General features: G+C 64.9%; 12 protein-coding genes. 9 read left to right on the top strand and 3 right to left on the bottom strand.

The genetic code is table 11. The features are described 5' to 3' along the window. Window positions 1-14: 14 nt before the first annotated feature. Genes tssM through WIT60_RS07930 form a run of 3 tightly spaced genes read left to right on the top strand, consistent with a single transcriptional unit; the run spans window position 15 to window position 5693 of the window. Window positions 15-3902, top strand: coding sequence for a type VI secretion system membrane subunit TssM (gene tssM / locus WIT60_RS07940; RefSeq protein WP_339583396.1), 3888 nt, complete (start codon window positions 15-17; stop codon window positions 3900-3902). Then, window positions 3899-4885: a type VI secretion system-associated protein TagF gene (tagF, locus tag WIT60_RS07935; RefSeq protein WP_339583395.1), complete on the top strand. Its 987-nt coding sequence runs from the start codon at window positions 3899-3901 to the stop codon at window positions 4883-4885. The genes tssM and tagF overlap by 4 nt, the downstream gene beginning before the upstream one ends. A gap of 4 nt (window positions 4886-4889) precedes the next feature. After that, complete coding sequence (locus WIT60_RS07930; RefSeq protein ID WP_339583394.1) at window positions 4890-5693, top strand: OmpA family protein; 804 nt, start codon at window positions 4890-4892, stop codon at window positions 5691-5693. Between the two features lie 70 nt (window positions 5694-5763). Here the strand turns inward: WIT60_RS07930 and tssA are convergent, their stop codons facing one another. Beyond that, the gene (tssA, locus tag WIT60_RS07925; RefSeq protein ID WP_339583393.1) at window positions 5764-6843 is read right to left on the bottom strand and encodes a type VI secretion system protein TssA; all 1080 of its coding nucleotides are present in this window, start codon (window positions 6841-6843) and stop codon (window positions 5764-5766) included. Window positions 6844-7030: 187 nt separating this feature from the next. Between tssA and WIT60_RS07920 the strand changes: the two genes are divergently transcribed. The 4 genes from WIT60_RS07920 to WIT60_RS07905 all read left to right on the top strand — a co-directional run bounded on the left by WIT60_RS07920 (window position 7031) and on the right by WIT60_RS07905 (window position 10416). Continuing rightward, entirely contained in the window at window positions 7031-7813 is a 783-nt protein-coding gene (locus tag WIT60_RS07920) for an energy transducer TonB (RefSeq protein ID WP_339583392.1), read from the top strand. Window positions 7814-7815: 2 nt separating this feature from the next. Further along, window positions 7816-8616 (top strand): MotA/TolQ/ExbB proton channel family protein, encoded by an 801-nt coding sequence (locus tag WIT60_RS07915; RefSeq protein ID WP_339583391.1) that lies wholly within the window; start codon window positions 7816-7818, stop codon window positions 8614-8616. A 23-nt stretch (window positions 8617-8639) separates the two neighbouring features. Further along, complete coding sequence (locus tag WIT60_RS07910; RefSeq protein ID WP_339583390.1) at window positions 8640-9104, top strand: ExbD/TolR family protein; 465 nt, start codon at window positions 8640-8642, stop codon at window positions 9102-9104. Window positions 9105-9210: 106 nt separating this feature from the next. Next, on the top strand, window positions 9211-10416 hold the full coding sequence (locus WIT60_RS07905) for a CaiB/BaiF CoA transferase family protein (RefSeq protein ID WP_339583389.1): 1206 nt from the start codon (window positions 9211-9213) through the stop codon (window positions 10414-10416). A gap of 14 nt (window positions 10417-10430) precedes the next feature. Here WIT60_RS07905 and thpR read toward each other — a convergent pair whose 3' ends face one another. Further along, the gene (thpR, locus tag WIT60_RS07900) at window positions 10431-10931 is read right to left on the bottom strand and encodes an RNA 2',3'-cyclic phosphodiesterase (RefSeq protein ID WP_339583388.1); all 501 of its coding nucleotides are present in this window, start codon (window positions 10929-10931) and stop codon (window positions 10431-10433) included. Window positions 10932-10969: 38 nt separating this feature from the next. Between thpR and WIT60_RS07895 the strand changes: the two genes are divergently transcribed. Further along, window positions 10970-12889 carry an MFS transporter gene (locus WIT60_RS07895; RefSeq protein ID WP_445207671.1) on the top strand — a complete coding sequence of 640 codons (1920 nt, stop codon included), beginning with the start codon at window positions 10970-10972 and terminating at the stop codon, window positions 12887-12889. 57 nt (window positions 12890-12946) lie between these two features. Then, a complete protein-coding gene (locus tag WIT60_RS07890) occupies window positions 12947-13627 on the top strand; it encodes a CAAX prenyl protease-related protein (RefSeq protein WP_339583386.1) in 681 nt (226 codons plus the stop codon). Between the two features lie 65 nt (window positions 13628-13692). Here the strand turns inward: WIT60_RS07890 and tgt are convergent, their stop codons facing one another. Beyond that, on the bottom strand, window positions 13693-14832 hold the full coding sequence (tgt, locus tag WIT60_RS07885) for a tRNA guanosine(34) transglycosylase Tgt (RefSeq protein ID WP_339583385.1): 1140 nt from the start codon (window positions 14830-14832) through the stop codon (window positions 13693-13695). Window positions 14833-14858: the final 26 nt, after the last annotated feature.

The following is a 14858-nucleotide window of genomic DNA, read 5'->3' as shown; positions in this document are numbered from 1 at the left end:
ATCTGGATGTTCCCATGCAAAGAATCTGGCGATTTCTCCTTGACTCCCGCACCTTGACGGTCATCGGCGTGGCCGCGCTGGCCGGGCTGCTCCTGCTGGGTGCCAACACGATGAAGGTCGGGTTGATCTGGGTGGGCGCGGTGCTGGGCCTGCTGCTGGTGGCCTGGTTGATCGTCTGGGGCGTGCGCCGCTGGCGGGCGCAGCGTGCCGCGCAGTCCCTCGAGCAGGCGATGGCCGACGAGGCCGACAAAGCCGTGCGCGAAGCTGCCAGCGCCGGGCGCCAGGATGAAGTGGCCGCTGTGCGCGAACGCATGGCAGAGGCTGTCAAGCTGATCAAGACCTCTCGCCTGGGCGAGACCTCGGGCTCAGCCGCCTTGTACGAGCTGCCCTGGTACGCTGTCATCGGCAACCCGGCTGCGGGCAAAAGCTCGGCGGTGGTCAAGTCGGGTTTGAAGTTTCCCTTTGCGGACAACACCGACAACGTCATCCAGGGCATCGGAGGCACGCGCCATTGCGACTGGTACTTCACCACCGAAGGCATCTTGCTGGACACCGCAGGCCGTTACTCGGTGCATGAAGAAGACCGTGGGGAGTGGCTGGGCTTCCTGTCCCTGCTCAAGAAGCATCGCCCGAAAGCGCCGCTCAATGGCGTCATCATTGCCGTCAGCGTGGCGGAGCTGGGCGCCAACAAGCCCGAGTTCGCGATTGACCTGGCGCGCAAGCTGCGCCAGCGTGTCCAGGAGCTCACCGAAAAGCTGGAGGTCTTTGCGCCGGTCTATGTCGTGTTCACCAAGGCCGATCTGATCGCGGGGTTCGTGGATTTTTTCGAAGACCGCGAGCGCAGCGAACGTGACAAGGTCTGGGGCGCCACCCTGCCTTACGACACCACTGGCAGAGGCGACGTCATCGCGCAGTTCGAGCAACAGTTCGATCTGCTCTATCAAGGCCTCAAGGATGCCTCGGTGGCGCGCATGTCGCTGCACCGGGGAGAGCAGTTGCCCCCGGGTGTGCTGACGTTCCCGTTGGAGTTCGCTGCGCTCAAGCCCGCCTTGCGAACCTTCCTCAACACACTGTTCGAGGACAACCCTTATCAGTTCCGCCCCATCTTCCGCGGCTTCTACTTCACGAGCGCCGTGCAGGAAGGGCAGTCCACAAGCCGTGCCAGCGAGCGTGTGGCCGAGCAGTTTGGCCTGCAGCTCCAGCAGGGGCCGGCCGCTGCCGTCTACTCACAGAGTGGCTTCTTCCTCAAAGAGCTGTTCTCGCGCGTCATCTTTGCTGACCGTGATCTGGTCAAGCAGTACACCAGCCGTCACAAACTGCGGCTGCGCTATGCGGCCTTCTTTGGTGGTCTGACCTTGGTGGGAGCCGTGCTGGCCGGCTGGACCTGGTCTTACATGGGCAACCGACAGTTGGTGGCCCATGTGCAGGCAGACCTGCTCAAAGCGCAGCAGGTTCAGCAACAGCGGGTGGACCTGCAGTCACGTCTGGAAGCGCTGGAGATTCTGCAAGACCGTCTGGAGCAGATGCAGCGCTACCGCAGCGAGCGCCCCTGGTCGATTGGTTTGGGTCTCTATCAGGGAGACACCATCGAGGCCCGCCTCAAGGAGGAGTACTTTCACGGCCTGCAGTCGGTGATGCTCAAGCCGGCCGCCCAGGCCATCGCCGGCTACCTCACGGAGGTCAATACCCATGCCTCGGAGTTGCGTCCCTTGCAGCGTGCCGCCGAATCGCCCGGGATGGCCGTGGCAGATGCCGGTGCGGCGATGCCCGCTGTGGGGGCCGCCTCAGGGGTCATGTTGGTGAGCACATCTGCCGCCCCGGGCAATGCAACCACTGCATCGGTAACGTCCGGGGTGGCGACCACCAGCGGTGTGGCCTACACCCAGGCTTCCAGCACCAACGTCACCGAGGCCTATAACGCGCTGAAAGCCTATTTGATGCTGGGTGATCGCAGTCGGCTGGAGGCCGGCCACATGAGCGATCAACTCACGCGTTTTTGGCGGAACTGGTTGGAGGCCAACCGTGGTGCCATGCCCCGCGAGCAACTGATTCAGCGGGCCGAGCGCATCATGTCCTTTGCCTTGGCGCAAATGAGCGATCCGGATTTCCCGCAACAGGAACTCAACCTCACCTTGCTGGACCAGACCCGCGAGAACCTGCGTCGCGTCGTCAAGGGCATGCCCGCTCGTGAGCGCGTTTACAGCGAGATCAAAGCCCGCGCCGCCACCCGCTTTGCGCCGGTCACCGTCACCCGGTTCGTCACGGAGGGCGATCGTCAAATCGTCGCCGGCAGTCATGCGGTTTCGGGCGCCTTCACGCGTGAAGCCTGGGAGCAGTACGTGAAGGACGCGATCCAGAACGCTGCGCACACCGAGTTGCAATCGTCGGACTGGGTGCTCAAGACAGCCGCGGCCGACGACCTCACCCTGGAGGGCAGTCCGGAGCAGATTCAGAAGGCGCTCACGCACCTCTACAAGACAGAGTACGTGCGAGAGTGGCAGAAGTTCATGCAGGGTCTGACCGTGCACGACTTTGCGAGCTTCGATCAGGCCGTGTTGCACATGAACCGTCTGGGCGATCCCAGCAATTCGCCCGTGGGCGTGCTGCTGCACACCTTGTACGATCAAACCTCATGGGACAACCCCTCTCTGGTCAACGAGCGTTTGGCCAAGGGGCAAAAGAGTTTCCTGGAGTGGTTCAAGCAACGCATCCTGAGCGTCACGCCCAGCCCCACGCCGGTCAACGTGAATCTCACATTGGGCAAGGACGCGCAGATCCCGATGGGGCCGATCGGGCAGGAGTTCGCCAGCTTGCACCGCTTGATGATGCCGCGTGAAGGGCAGGAGCCACTGATTCGGCATTATCTGGAGGCACTCTCCAAGATCCGCTCACGCTTCAATCAGATGAAGACCCAGGGCGATGCGGGGCCTGCGTCACGCAAGTTCATGGTGGAAACACTGGAGGGCAGTGGGGAACTGGCTGAGGCGCTCAAGCTGGTGGACGAGCAGTTGCTCAACGGTCTCAGCGAGCCCGCACGCAATGCCCTGCGACCGATCCTGGTGCGCCCCTTGATGCAGGCTTATGGCGTGATCGTCAAGCCGGCCGAAGCCGAGCTCAACCGCGTGTGGATGGCGCAGGTGTTCGAGCCCTATCAGCGCACCCTGGCCAACAAATATCCGTTTGACCGACAGGCGCGCATGGAGGCCAGTCCGGTGGAGGTGGCCAAGGTCTTCGGGGCAGAAGGGGCTGTGAGCAAGTTCGTCGAGCAGTCTCTGGGTGCGCTCGTGCTCAAGCGCGGTGACAGCATCACGCCACGCACCTGGGCTGACATGGGGGTGCGCCTGAGGCCCGAGTTTGTGAGCGGTGTCGGAGCCTGGATGGCGCCGCTGGGCGGGCAGTCTGCCACGTCGGCGGGGGGCGCGGCGGGCGGTAGCGCGGCCGAGGTGCAAACGGTGTTCCAGATGCTGCCACAGGCCGTGCCGGGACTGACCGAGTACACCATCGAGGTCGATGGTCAGGCACTGCGCTATCGCAATGGCAAGGCCAGCTGGACCCATTTTGTCTGGCCCGGTCCGGGCACGCCGGGAGTGAAGATCTCAGGGGTCACCTATGACGGCACCCCCGTGACCTTCTTTCAGGAGCCGGGGCGCTTTGGGCTGGAGAAGATGATCAATTCCGCGCAGCGCAAGCGCGTGGACGATGGGGTGTTCGAGCTGCGCTGGGCGAAGTCCGATACGGCCGTGGCAGTGCAACTGCGCATCATTTCGAATGCCGATGCGCCCACCGCTCAACCGGTGGCCCAGGCTGCTGGTACAGGGGGAGCTTCTTCGGCAGGGTTGGGCAACTTGCCTGCCATCATTGCCGGCCCGGTCGAACCGGTGGCGGCGGAGGGCACCTTGTGAGCGCGTCGGCCCCTGTCAACCATGAGCTGCTGTATTTCGGCAAGCTGCCCTCGCGCGGTGACTTCGTGCGCAGCAGCCATCATGGTGCTTTGATCGAGCATCTGGACCGTTGGCAATCTCAGACGATGGAGCGTCTGGCCACCGATCCTCGCTGGAAGCTGCGCTATGACGCTGCCCCGCCTGTGCAGTTCGCCATTTTGGGAACCGCCAGTCGCGTGGGACTGGCTGGCCATTGGCGCGCCAGCCAGGACACCTCGGGGCGGCGCTTTCCTTTCATCACCGCCTGTTCGTTCGACGTTGTCACGCCACGGACCTTTCCGGATGTTGCGCCTGTGGCCCTGGCTCGGGTTTGGGGGCGTCTGGATCAGGTATCCGGTGTGGCGCATGCCGCCACCGATCTGTCCCACGCACAAGCGAGCCTGCAGGCACCCGTGTCGCATGACGTGCCAGAGTCGGTGGCACGCGGTGTCCTGCAGGAGTTTCTGGATACCCACACGGTGGCCAGTCTGGAGCAGATGCTCGCGGCCAGTGGCGCCAAGGTGTGCGTGCGTCAGGCCACGCTGGCGTTGGGCTTGCTTTTGCAGCCGGTGATGAGTCAGGGGGCCGGGCGCTTGAGCAAGGCACTGTGCCTGCCCCTGGTCCACGACGCGAGCTTGCGCGGATCGGTGGCGGCATTCTGGCTGTCTCTGGTGCTGGGCTTCTTTCGCCGTCACGATGTGGAGTTGGGGCTCTACCTGGTGAGCCATGAGGGACTCACCCATCTTGTGATTGGCTTCCAGGGGGCCTCGCCGGCCACGCTGAGCACCTTGATTGACCCCTACACGCTTGCCCAGGAGGCGGTCAGTGTCAACCAGGCCGAATGGGTGGAGGACGAGGTGCAGACGGATTACGGTTTGCGCAAGCTGTCGAACTACCTGCGTGATCCTGGTCTGTCCTTGTCGCAGGCTTTGGCCACCTATCAGGAAGTGTTTCTCGGAGTCTGATGTGATGCAAGCGGTGAAATGGATGCATGGGGTGCGCCTGGGTGTGCTCGTCGGGCTGGGGCTGTGTGCGGCCTGGGTGGGGGCGCAAGCCACCGGCGGGGCACAGATACAGGGGCCGGGGCAGGTGGTGGTGGCTGGCACGGTGCCAGATGAGGCCACACGGGTGGCGGTGATCTCGCGTTTGCGTGAACTCTACGGGGCGGAGCGTGTGGTGGACCAGCTGTCGCTCGGCTCGGTGGTTGCGCCGCCGCAGTGGTCACAGCATGTGCAAAAGCTGCTGTCGCCAGCGCTCAAGCAGGTCAGCCACGGCCAGCTCAGCATCCAGGGGCAGACTGTGGACCTCAAGGGGGAGGTGGGCAATGAGGCCGTGCGCCAGCAACTGGCCAGCGAGATGGCACAGTCGCTCAATCCGACCTACACCGTGCGCAACGGCCTGCGCGTGGCGGCACAGGAGCAGGCGGTGGTGGACCAGGCGCTGGCCAATCGCATCGTGGAGTTCGAGCCCGGCAGTGCGGTGCTGCGGCCCGCAGGTTTGCTGATCCTCGATGAGATGGCAGCGGCGATGGCGCGTTTGCAGGGGCGCCGTTTCGAGGTCATCGGGCACACCGATGCGCAGGGGAGCCATGCCTCGAACGTCAGCTTGTCCCTCGCTCGAGCCCAGGCCGTCAAGAGCTACCTTGTCAGCAAGGGACTGCGTGCCGACAGCTTGAGCACGTCCGGTCTGGGGCCGGATCAGCCGGTGGCGAGCAACGCCACCGATGAGGGGCGTGCGCGCAATCGCCGCATCGAGTTCCGTGTGGGCAGTTGATGGCGCGGTGTTGACCCGCTGGGCCGCCCTGGCTCCGTGCATCGCTGCACGCAAGCCCCGATGGGTGAGATCAGCCGTGGTCGCCAGTGGGCTTGTCCAGCCCCAGCAACTCTTCGAGGTGCGACATGGCACCTTGGTCCTTGATGACCTGGCTGAGCCACTCGTGCAAGGGCATCTCGCCCCATTTGACGGCCTTCTCGGCCAGGTAAGCCACCGGGCTGTGTGGTTCGGTGCGTCGAAAGAAACCGGCCACGTCACGCAATTGCTGCAAGGCCTGCGCGCGTGTTTGCAGGGGGCCACCGACGGCGAGGGGGCCCGGTCCCGCGTGTCCCGGGCTGACTGCTTCCGGGGCAGGGGGCGTTGGTGCACTGGCCTCGTTCACCTCACCGTGAAGTGCGCCCACTTCCCGGGCCAGTCGCTCGATGTCATGCACCGCCTGCGAGAGAGCCTCCTTGGCGGCGACAAAGCTCGGACCGTTGTCACCCAGGTGTCTGTCGACCACTGTTTGCCAGGCGAGCAAGTCCTGCTCGCACTCGCGGGCGGCGGCCAGTGTGCTCTGAAGCGTGTCAACCGGGGTGTCGCGCAGCGCACGCTGGAACTGCTCTGGCGTGATTCGGTCACTGCCGGTGCGGGCGGCCTCGTCGGGTTCGCGCTCCAGCCGTGCCGCGTGCTGGCGAGCCAGGGTGAGGTCGTGCAGACTGTAGACGGCACCTTTGCGAGACTGCGTGATCGGCAGTGAGGTGGCCAGGCTGACCACGCGTTGCAGCAGCCAGCGCATGTTGCCGATGCGCTGCTCGTGATCGCCGTCGTCGGCCACCGGATGCAGAGGCTCCCAGTAGCGCTCGCACAATGCGGTGCACACGCGCAAGCCACGCGCCAGGCCGGCGTAGCCCTGCGTGAGGGCCCAGGCCTCGGTCAGCCACATGGCCAGACGCAGGTCTTTGGTTCGGGTGCCCAGCAATGCTTCGCAGGTCCTTGCCACGCCGAGCCAGTCTGCCACTTTCAGGCTGGTGACCCATTCACCTTGATTGAGTGTGGCGTCGTCCGCGCGCCGCATTTCATTGATGGTGTCGAACTCTGAAGAGAACGACAGATCGTCGCCGCAAGGCGCGTGCGCGGCCAGCGGCGTCAGCAAGACTTCCATTTCCATGACATCCCTGTTTGTAGGTGCGGCTGCCTGGGCGCAGGGCCCGCGCGGCGCGCGTCAGGCATCATTCCATGGGCACCGCCAGCAAGCGATCACCCGAAGAGGGGGCAAAGGTAATTGGTTGTGAATGGCCTCACGTAATCAGATGCGAGTGATTCGCAATTGCAACTGATGTGTTAAGCTACGGCCCATGAATTCGTTCGCGCTCCCGCTTTCGCCCCAGCTGCTGCGGCCGCCAGTCGAGCTCACACGCCTGCAGCGTGTGGGTCTGGCTGTCTCCGTGCTGGTGGTGCACGCCAGTGCTGCGCTGGTGTTCTGGCAGTTGGCGCCCGAACCGGTCCTGATGGCCGAATCTGCCCCCATCACCGTGACGCTCATTGCCGATGCGCCGCAGACTCAGGCCGTTCGTCCAGCGGTGACGCAGCCGGTGGCACCGACCCCGGTGCCGGTGGTGCAGCCCCGCCCCACGCCTCCGCTGCCGCGCCCGGCGCCGCCCTTGGTGGCTGCGCCCCGCCCGGCCACACCGCAAGACATGCAGGTTCCTGTGGCTCCGCCTGTGCAGCCTGCGCCTCAGGCGCCTGCCGAGGCAGCACCAGCGCCCCAGGCTGCCCCTGCCGCGCTGGCTGCGCCGGCCGGGGCGGTGACGGCCGCGCCAGCCGGGCAGGTTGGCCGCGCGTCCACACAGCCCAAGGTGCTGCCTTCGTCGGCCGTTCGCTACCTGCTGGAGCCCATGCTGAGCTATCCCCGCGTCTCCCGTGAATTGGGTGAGGAGGGCGTGGTGCGCCTGAAGGTGCTGGTGGACGAGCAGGGACGCCCCCAAGAAATCGAGGTCGCCCGCTCATCGGGTTACCCGCGCCTGGACCAGCAAGCGGTGCAGGCCATGAAGAAAGCGCGCTTTCAGCCGCACCTGGAGGACGGGCAAGCCCGCAAGGTGTGGGTGACCGCCCCCCTGACATTCAATCTGGAAGACTGACCATGACCGATATCGCTGCTGCCGTGCCTGCTGCTGTGCCTGTTGCATCGGCACCCGAGCTGGGTTTCACGCACTTCATTGCCCAGACCGACCTGGTCGGCCAGGGGCTGTTTGTCATCCTGGTGGTGATGTCGCTGATTTCTTGGGCGCTGATTGTCATCAAGGGGGTCGGCTTGTTCCGGCGCCAGCGTCGCAGCCAGGCCTTTTTGAATTTCTTCTGGAACGCGACCTCGCTGGAGGCCGTGCAGAACGAGATTGCCACCCACGGCGTCAATGAGCCCTTTGCCCACCTGACGGCGCACGCCATGCATGCCCAGGCGCACCATGCCCGTTACGGCGCGGCCAAGCTGGAAGAGGCCGGCAGCGCACAGGACTTTCTGACCCGCACCATCAAGAAGGTGCTCGATGAGGAAACCATGCGCATGGAGAGTGGCTTGAGCGTGTTGGCCACCATCGGGGCCACCGCCCCTTTCGTGGGGCTGTTCGGTACGGTGTGGGGGGTGTACCACGCGTTGTTGGCGATCGGTGCGACCGGTGCCGGCACGCTCGACAAGGTGGCCGGTCCGGTCGGTGAGGCCCTGATCATGACCGGTGTGGGACTGGCGGTCGCCATCCCGGCCGTGATGGCTTACAACTGGTTGACCCGCAGCAACCGCGTCTGGGGCGCACGTCTGGACGCGTTTGCCTTCGAGCTGTTCACGTTCCTGTCGACCGGTCAGACCTTGAAGACCAGTGTGGAGGGCGACTCGTCGACCGCTCAGGCTGCTCCCGTGCGGGTGGTCAAGTCCGGCCACGCCGCCTGATGCTGCTTTCAAAGGATTGAGCCATGGCCTTTGCCAGTTTTGACAGCAAGAGCAACAGCGCGCCCGTGTCCGAGATCAACATGGTGCCGCTCATCGACGTGATGTTGGTGTTGCTGGTGATCTTCATCGTGACCGCGCCGCTGTTGAGCCATTCGGTGAAGCTGGACCTGCCCAAGGCCAGTGCGCAGGTGATGTCTGCCAAGGCCGAGAAGATCGACTTGTCGATCGATGCCAACGGCGTGCGTTACTGGAATGGCGCAGCACTCAGCCGTGAAGAGGCTGCCGCCCGGTTCGTGACCGAGGGGCAGAAGGAGACACAGCCTGAGATCCATCTGCGCGCCGACAAGACGGTGCCGTATGGTGCGGTAGCCGAGACCCTGGCCGATGCTTCCAAGGCTGGGTTGAGCAAGATTGGTTTCGTGACGGATCCTGCGCCAGTGCAAGCGCCGGTGCCGACGGCTGCGGTTGAGCTCAAGTCGAAGCCTTGAGTGATGCCTTGTGATGATGGGGCCCCTGCGTGGGGCCCTTGTTGTATCTGGATGGCAGGGGCCTGGGTTTAACATCGTCGCCATGAGCACGCCTGTTTCCCCCTCCATGTCGACTGAGGCACCGCCTCAGATTCCGCCTCAGGCCTTGGCTGGACTGAAGGTCATTGAACTGGGCCAGTTGATTGCGGGTCCATTTGCCGGCAAGACCCTGGCCGACTTTGGTGCCGAGGTCATCAAGGTGGAGCCACCTGCTGCGGAGGGCGGGGCCGGAGGCGATCCGCTGCGACAGTGGCGCATGCTGCACAACGGCACCAGCGTGTGGTGGCAGGTGCAAAGCCGCAACAAGCAAAGCGTGGTGCTGGACCTGCGTACCGAGGCTGGTCGAGACACGGTGCGCCGCCTCATTGACGAGGCCGACGTGCTCATCGAGAACTTCAAACCTGGCACGCTGGAGAAGTGGGGCATGGGCTACGAGGTGCTCAGCCGGAGCAATCCGGGGCTGATCATGTTGCGCGTCAGCGGTTATGGGCAAACGGGTCCTTACCGCGACCGTCCTGGCTTTGCCGTGGTGGCCGAGGCCATGGGCGGCATGCGCTACCTCAATGGAGAGCCCGGTCGCCCGCCCGTCCGTGCGGGGGTGAGCCTGGGCGATACGCTGGCCGCCTTGCATGGCGTCATCGGTGTCTTGCTGGCCTTGCAGGCCCGCCAGCGCAGCGCCAGCCGTGATGCGCCCAAGGGCCTGGGCCAGGTGGTGGACGTCGCTTTGTACGAGTCGGTGTTCAACTGCATGGAAAGCCTGCTGCCCGAGTACAGCGCCTTCGGAGCCGTGCGTCAACCTGCCGGTTCGGCGCTGCCCGGCATTGCGCCCAGCAATGCCTATCCTTGTGCCGACGGCATGGTGGTGATCGGTGGCAACGGAGACTCGATCTTCAAGCGACTGATGATCGCCATCGGACGTGATGACCTGGCCACCGATCCGCAACTGGCCAGCAACCCAGGTCGGGTGGCGCGCGTGACCGAGATCGATGCCGCCATTGGCGCATGGACGGGCACGCGTCAGGTGGCGCAGGTGCTGGAGGTGCTCAACGCCGCCAGCGTGCCGGTGGGGCGCATCTACACGGCGGCCGACATCGCCGCCGATCCCCATTACCAGGCGCGGGAGATGATCGTGCCGGTGACCACACCCGATGGACTCACGGTGCAGGTGCCGGGCATCGTGCCCAAGCTGTCGCGCACACCGGGCGCCATCACGCGCCGGGCGCCCACCTTGGGTGAAGACACCGAGGCCGTGCTGTCGCGCCTGCAGCCGTAGTGTGAGCGCACCGGTCAGCCGTAGTGCTGCAGCAGGTGGTAGCCCCGTGAGGAGTGAACCAGGGCGTAGTGGCGTGTGGTCCAGCGCAGCGCTGGCAAGGCGTGCGGCTGCAGTCCCCGTGCCCGACGCGCCAACGTGACATGCGGCTGATACGGCCGTGACTCGACCGACAGATCACACTGCCTCAGCGCATCGGCCAGTTGTCGATGCATGGCCAGCAGGGCAGGCGGTGTGACCGTCGGGCAGAGCACGGCCACGTCGTTGGGCCACACGTCGAGGTGGTCCAGGCACAGGCTCACCGTCGCCTCGGGTGTTGGCAAGGCATGCTTGAGCTCGGTCAGCGCAGACTGGGGCACGGCCCCCATGAAATGCAGCGTCAGGTGCAGATCGTCAGGGCGGGTGAGGCGGGCCGTGGCGGGCCAGGTCTGCGCCTGCTGCCAGGCCAGCAAGGCGGTGCGGGTGTCGTCATCCGGCCACAGGGCCAGGAAGAGGCGCGGGGTGGGATCAGGGGGCATGACGCTTGCCTTTACAGTGCGCGAAACGAACACAGAGGATGGACATGGTGAAGGACGTGCCAACAGCCCACGAGGGACAGTTTGCCCTGTTGAAGCAGGGGCGGTTCGCACCCTTCTTTTTCACCCAGTTTCTGGGGGCTGCCAACGACAACCTCTTCAAGTTTGCCCTGACGGTGCTCGTGACCTACCAGTTGCAGGTCAGCTGGTTGCCGGCGCAAATGGCCGGCCTGGTCATCGGGGCCCTGTTCATCCTGCCTTTCGTGCTGTTGTCGGCCACGGCCGGCCAGTGGGCCGACAAGTACGACAAGGCGCGCATCATGCGGGCGGTCAAATTGCTGGAGATCGGCATCATGGCCCTGGCCGGACTGGGCTTCTGGTTCCAGCTGGTGCCGCTGCTGCTGGCCTGTGTGCTGCTGATGGGCCTGCACTCGACCTTTTTCGGGCCGGTGAAGTACGCCTACCTTCCGCAGCACCTCAGCGAGCGCGAACTCACTGGGGGTAATGGCCTGGTCGAGATGGGCACGTTTGTCGCCATTTTGCTGGGCAATGTGGGTGGCGGCCTGTTGATGAGCATCCCCCAGACCGGGGCGCACTGGGTCGCGGTGGCCTGTCTGGGCGTGGCCGTGCTGGGCTGGCTGACCTCGGCGCGGATCCCGGTCTCGCCCGCATCCGATCCGGGCTTGAAGCTGAACTGGAATCCCTTCAGCGAGACCTGGCGTAATCTGCAACTGGCACGTCAGTACCCCAGCGTGTTCCGCTCGCTGCTGGGCATCTCGTGGATGTGGTTCTTCGGCGCGGTGTTTCTGGCGCAGTTCCCCTCGTTCGCGCGGGATGTGCTGGGCGGCAATGAGCAGGTGGCATCGTTGCTGCTGGTGGTGTTCTCGGTCGGCATCGCGGTGGGCTCGCTGCTGTGCGAAACCTTCTCGCACCGCCATGTCGAGATTGGTCTGGTACCCATCGGAGCGTTGGGCATGACGGTCTTTGCGTTCGATCTGTACCTGGCGTCACAGGCGGTGGTCCCCCCTGCTGCAGGTGTCTTGCTGACGGTGGGCGAGTTTGTGGCCCAGCCCGCGCACTGGCGCGTCATGGCCGACCTGGCCCTGCTGGCCTTCAGTGCCGGCCTTTACAGCGTGCCGATGTATGCGCTGATCCAGCTGCGCGCCCAGCCCAGCCACCGCGCGCGCATCATCGCCGCCAACAACATCCTCAACGCGCTGTTCATGATCGTGAGCAGCCTGATGGCCGGGGCGATGCTGGGCGCTGGCTTCAGCATCCCGCAGGTGTTCGGCGCCACCGCCTTGCTCAACATCCTGGTGGTGGGCTATGTGTTCTGGCTGATGCCCGAGTACATCGTGCGCCTGGTGATGCTGGTGGTGACGCGGGTGGTGTACCGCCTCAAGGTGCGCGGTGACGAGCACCTGCCCACCGAGGGCGCGGCCATCCTGGTATGCAACCACGTCAGCTTTGTCGATGCCGTGATCTTGGGCGTCTGCAGTCCGCGTCCGATGGTCTTCCTGATGGACCACCGCATCTTCAAGACGCCGGGCATCGGCTGGTTCTTCCGCGCCGTCAAGGCCATCCCGATCGCACCGCAGAAGGAAGACCCGCAGGCCTATGAGCAGGCGTTCGATCGCGCCCGTGAGGTCCTGCGCAATGGCGATCTGCTGTGCCTCTTCCCGGAGGGAGCCATCACCAAGGATGGGCGCATGCAGCCTTTCAAGGCCGGCATCATGAAGATCCTTGCCTCGGACCCGGTGCCGGTGATCCCGGCGGCTTTGCATAACCTCTGGGGGTCAAGCTTCTCGCGCATCGATGGGGCCGCGATGGCACGTCCTTTGCGCCGGGGGCTGTTCAACCGCATTGGCCTGGTGGTGGGCGAGCCCTTGTCACCCGAGGCGGTCACGCCCGAAGCCCTCCAAGTGAGGGTGCAAGCCCTGCTGGATGAGCCCAGTCCTTGAACGAGGTCAGGGTGGGGGTGGCAGAATCCCGGCACTCCGATTGCTCCTGTGGACTTGATGAAATCCTTGCTCTCACCCGCGGCCTGGGCGCGCGTCATCCCTTTCGCCCTGTTCATGGCCCTGCTGGCCTTGCGGGCGAACTGGCCGGTCGCGGAGGGCAGTTGGCTCGATCCGCGCTGGCTCTATGGCGTGTCGGTGTTGGTGGTGGGGGGCAGCCTGGCGTACTTCTGGCGGCGCTACGGCGAGCTGGGCCGGGGTTCCGGCTTGTCGCTTTGGCACGCCTTGCTGTCGGTCGGCGTGGGCGTGGGCGTCTTCATGTTGTGGGTGTGGCTCACGGAGCCCTGGATGTTGCTGGGTGAGCCCAGCGCCAGCTTCCGTCCGGTGGACGACAACGGCGAGTTGTTGTGGGGCCTGGTGATTGTGCGCTGGGTTGGCGCGGCCATGCTGGTGCCCGTGATGGAGGAACTGTTCTGGCGTTCCTACCTGATGCGCTGGGTCGACAAGCCGGACTTCGAGTCGATGGATCCGCGCGCGGTGACGTGGCGGGCCATGCTGTTGTCGTCGCTCGTGTTCATGCTCGCGCACAACCAGTGGCTGGCGGCTCTGGTGGCAGGCTTGATCTATGCGGGGCTATACCGCTACACCCGCACCCTGTGGGCCCCCATTCTGGCGCATGCCGTGACCAATGGGGTGCTGGGTGCCTGGGTGGTGGTGTTCGGGAACTGGCAGTTCTGGTGATGCCGTGCGGGTGAGCCGGCCACGCGGCTGAACCCGGGCGGCTCACCCCTGCTGTGGCGCGTGGCTCAGACGCCGCGAGCGCGGTCGGCTGCGAACTGCTGCTGGAAGGCGGCAAAGCGACCGGCGTCCAGCGCATCGCGCACTTCCTGCATCAGGTTCAGGTAGTAGTGCAGGTTGTGGATGGTGGTCAGCATCGGGCCCAGCATCTCGCCGCAGCGGTCGAGGTGATGCAGGTAGGCGCGGCTGAAGTTCTGGCAGGTGTAGCAGCTGCAGGTCTCGTCCACCGGGCGCTCGTCTGCCTTGTTGCGGCTGTTGCGCAGTCGCAGGTCGCCGAAGCGGGTGAACAGGTGGCCGTTGCGCGCATTGCGGGTGGGCATCACGCAGTCGAACATGTCCACGCCGGTGGCCACGCCAGCCACCAGATCCTCGGGTGTGCCCACGCCCATCAGGTAGCGCGGCTTGTTCGCGGGCAGCTTGGGACTGATGTGGTTCATCACCCGCAGCATCTCGTCCTTGGGCTCGCCCACGCTGACGCCCCCGATGGCATAGCCCGGCAGGTTCATGTCGGCCAGCGCGGCCAGCGACTCTTCGCGCAGGTGCTCGAACATGCCGCCTTGCACGATCCCGAACAGGGCATTGGGGTTCTCCAGCCGATCGAACTCGGCCTGGCAACGCTTGGCCCAACGCAGGCTCAGCTCCATCGAGGCGCGGGCTTCCTTCTCGGTGGTGATGTGGCCCAGCGACTTGTCACCCTTCCAGTACGGCGTGCACTCGTCGAACTGCATGACGATGTCCGAGTTCAGGATGGTCTGGATCTGCATGCTGATCTCGGGCGTGAGGAAGAGCTTGTCGCCGTTGACCGGCGAGGCAAAGCGCACGCCCTCTTCGCTGATCTTGCGCATCTCACCCAGAGACCAGACCTGGAATCCGCCCGAGTCGGTGAGGATGGGCTTGTTCCAGGACTCAAATTTGTGCAGGCCACCGAACTGCTTCATGATGTCCAGCCCCGGGCGCATCCACAGGTGGAAGGTGTTGCCCAGGATGATCTGCGCGCCCATTTCTTCGAGTGAGCGGGGCATCACGCCTTTGACCGTGCCGTAGGTGCCCACCGGCATGAAGATGGGGGTTTGGACAACGCCGTGGTTCAGGGTGAGGCGGCCGCGGCGGGCTTCGCCTTCGGTCTTGAGCAGTTCAAAGTTCAGCATGGGATGGGTCTCAAGGGGGCGTGCGA

This window comes from Aquabacterium sp. G14 (genome assembly GCF_037482285.1).
Classification (GTDB): Bacteria; Pseudomonadota; Gammaproteobacteria; order Burkholderiales; family Burkholderiaceae_C; genus Aquabacterium.
This window is presented reverse-complemented; position numbering and strand designations above follow the sequence as displayed.

Bases quoted from the DNA above. Each gene is read 5' to 3' on its own strand.
- tssM (WP_339583396.1), top strand. From the start codon at position 15: ATGCAAAGAATCTGGCGATTTCTCCTTGACTCCCGCACCTTGACGGTC.
- WIT60_RS07930 (WP_339583394.1), top strand. From the start codon at position 4,890: ATGCAAGCGGTGAAATGGATGCATGGGGTGCGCCTGGGTGTGCTCGTC.
- tssA (WP_339583393.1), bottom strand. From the start codon at position 6,843: ATGGAAATGGAAGTCTTGCTGACGCCGCTGGCCGCGCACGCGCCTTGC.
- WIT60_RS07920 (WP_339583392.1), top strand. From the start codon at position 7,031: ATGAATTCGTTCGCGCTCCCGCTTTCGCCCCAGCTGCTGCGGCCGCCA.
- WIT60_RS07915 (WP_339583391.1), top strand. From the start codon at position 7,816: ATGACCGATATCGCTGCTGCCGTGCCTGCTGCTGTGCCTGTTGCATCG.
- WIT60_RS07910 (WP_339583390.1), top strand. From the start codon at position 8,640: ATGGCCTTTGCCAGTTTTGACAGCAAGAGCAACAGCGCGCCCGTGTCC.
- WIT60_RS07905 (WP_339583389.1), top strand. From the start codon at position 9,211: ATGTCGACTGAGGCACCGCCTCAGATTCCGCCTCAGGCCTTGGCTGGA.
- thpR (WP_339583388.1), bottom strand. From the start codon at position 10,931: ATGCCCCCTGATCCCACCCCGCGCCTCTTCCTGGCCCTGTGGCCGGAT.
- WIT60_RS07895 (WP_445207671.1), top strand. From the start codon at position 10,970: ATGGACATGGTGAAGGACGTGCCAACAGCCCACGAGGGACAGTTTGCC.
- WIT60_RS07890 (WP_339583386.1), top strand. From the start codon at position 12,947: ATGAAATCCTTGCTCTCACCCGCGGCCTGGGCGCGCGTCATCCCTTTC.
- tgt (WP_339583385.1), bottom strand. From the start codon at position 14,832: ATGCTGAACTTTGAACTGCTCAAGACCGAAGGCGAAGCCCGCCGCGGC.